This window comes from Sphingomonas sp. S6, from assembly GCF_043498045.1.
Taxonomy (GTDB): domain Bacteria; phylum Pseudomonadota; class Alphaproteobacteria; order Sphingomonadales; family Sphingomonadaceae; genus Sphingomonas.
Window position 1 is genome coordinate 1 of sequence record NZ_JBIEOE010000043.1, and the last position, 2,363, is coordinate 2,363.

The window sequence follows — 2,363 nt, forward strand, 5'->3', positions numbered from 1 at the left end:
AGAGCCGCTTGCGCAGACGCCAGGGCGGCGCGCAGCTGCGGTTCGGGCAGGCCGTCGAATAGGCTCATGGCCGTCCTCCTCTTGCCAGCCGGGCGCCCAGCGACAGTTTTTTGGCCGGTGCGGCGCTAGTGACTGACACAACCGGAGCAGCAGCGGTTGTCGCCGGTGGCGCTGGCGATGAGCTCGGCATCGCCGGTGTCGGCGGCGCTTCAGCGTCGGGGAGGTGGTCGCTTTCGTCGCGATCCCCATCGTCAGGATCGCCGACCACCTCGGTATGCGGCGTCACCTCCGCGCCGACCTTGTCCGCCTCACGGTTCAGCTTCAGGCCAGTGTGCATTAGGCCGCGAAGCGCGGCGAGCGCATAGACGCGGCAGTCGAGGCGTTCGTTCGCCCGTCCGGCGATCGGGACCCAACGGCGGATTTTCTGTGAACCTTCGCCTTTAATTTCGATCTGCTCGGACGTGAGCTGTTCGAAGGCGGGGAGGTCCCAATCCCCGTTGAAGTGCATGTACCCAGGCCCAGGAGTGGGCTTGGGCAGATAGCTCTGAAGAATGGTGTCCTTACCGGCGTTCACGCCGAGAATAATCGGCCGAAACGTCTTTTTTGATCGCGAGGACGGCCGTTTGGTCGGCCACAGCGGATTACGAAAACCCGTCCGCGCACTCTCGCCTTTGATCGCCCACCACTTACGTCGCAGGTTTTCCTTCGAAAATGCGTAGACAGCGTCCGTATGGTGGCCGCCGCTGTCCTGGCACGCTGCGGCGATCGTGAAAGGTCGCTCGTCGGCTCGATACCACGTCCGCGATAGGAACCGTTCCAGCTGGGCGCGAACATCGGGATCGCTCATCTCGCCGTCGATGACGTGATGTTCGATTGACCAGCTTTCCTCGTCGCGCCCCCATCCGACGACTTCGATCTCGATGCGGTAATCTTGCGTATCGATGCCGGCCGTCAGCATCGCGACGCCGTTGGGTACGAACCCTTCAGGCCAATTCTCGCGGCGGGCGAGCAGCGCATGCCCATCGACCTGCTTGGCCATGTGCTTGCGATAGGTCAGCGCCAACTGCGTATTATAGAAGGTGAGCTTGCCGTCCTCGTCCGTGATGGCGAGGAACTTCTCGGCCATCCGCGGCGGGGAATCGTTTTGCCACGGGCTATAGAGCTTGCCCGCCTGGAAACCGGCATGGATGTTCGGCACGGCCCAGGTGCCGCATTCGCTGCACTTTGCCCTATAAACGGCGTGCCGAGGGCCTTCCCACCAGTCCCAGATGCGATCAACCGCCGCCGACCCGGTCTCGCTATGCCACTCAGCCTCGTAGCGATCGAGCGGCTTTTGGAAGACGCCGCAGCATTCGAACGGACGCGTCTGATGCCAGCGGATCGTGCCGAGCGAGCGCAGGCGCTGACCTTCGGTCCAGCTTTCCTTGCAGCTTTCGCAGTAAACCTGCGCCGTTTCCGGGCGGTGCGTCTTGCCGTCTTTTCCCTTTTCCCAATGAACGTGACGGAAGAAGTCGAGAAACTGGCGATGACCGCAATGAGGGCAGGCGACCGACGCGCGACGCTGGTCGGACTGGTTGAAGCGAACCTCGATCTTGCTCTCGCCCGTGACCGTTGGCGAGCAGACCGCAACGTCGAGCGAGTTGGATTCGAACGTGGCGAGGCGCTCGGCACCAATGAGGAGCGGGTCGCCCTCCTTCAGTGGCGCGTACTTGTCGACCTCGTCGAAGAGGATGATCCGGATCGGCCGGCGTGCGAGGTTGTCGGGGCTACCCGCACCGACGATACCAAGGAAGCCGCCAGGGAAGGCTTTGTAATCGAGCGTGTCGCCGGCGTCGCGCGTCTTAGAAGCGCCGACCAGCCCCCGCAGGACCGGCGTCGCTTTGATGAAGGGCGCCACGCGCTCCTTCGAAAACTGAAGGGCCGCCGTGTCTTTCGGCTGTACGATCAGCATCGGACAGGGGTCGAGGTGGGCGTGATACCCGGTGATGTTCTCGATCAGCGTCGTCTTGAGCAACTGCGTCGCGACCATCGCCGAGATCTTGCGGCAGCCTGGCTCCGTCGCTGCCAGCATTGGCCCGCGGGCGATCTCCACACGCCCGGTGCGATATTTGCCCGAGGTGCTGCCCGCCTCCTTGGCGAGTACGCGATATCGATCTGCCCATTCGGGTAGGCTGATACGCGGCGGCGGCGTCCAACCGCGTCGGCTAGCCCGGCGGAGACGATCAGCTTTCGACGGCGGTGAAGTCGAGATCCGGCTCGCCGAGCTCGTCAAGCTGCTGGTGGACATACGGCTTCAGCGCCTCCGCCAGCGTGGCGCCATCGATATCGAGATCGGCGGCGAGCAGGGGCGCGAACCGCGAAGG

The 2,363-nt window shown here is 63.8% G+C and carries 1 protein-coding gene; it reads right to left on the minus strand.

Features of this window, described 5'->3' with window-relative positions:
* Window positions 1-64 precede the first annotated feature (64 nt).
* On the minus strand, window positions 65-2,251 hold the full coding sequence (locus ACGVWT_RS19125; protein WP_394427812.1) for a phage terminase large subunit family protein: 2,187 nt from the start codon (window positions 2,249-2,251) through the stop codon (window positions 65-67).
* Window positions 2,252-2,363 lie beyond the last annotated feature (112 nt).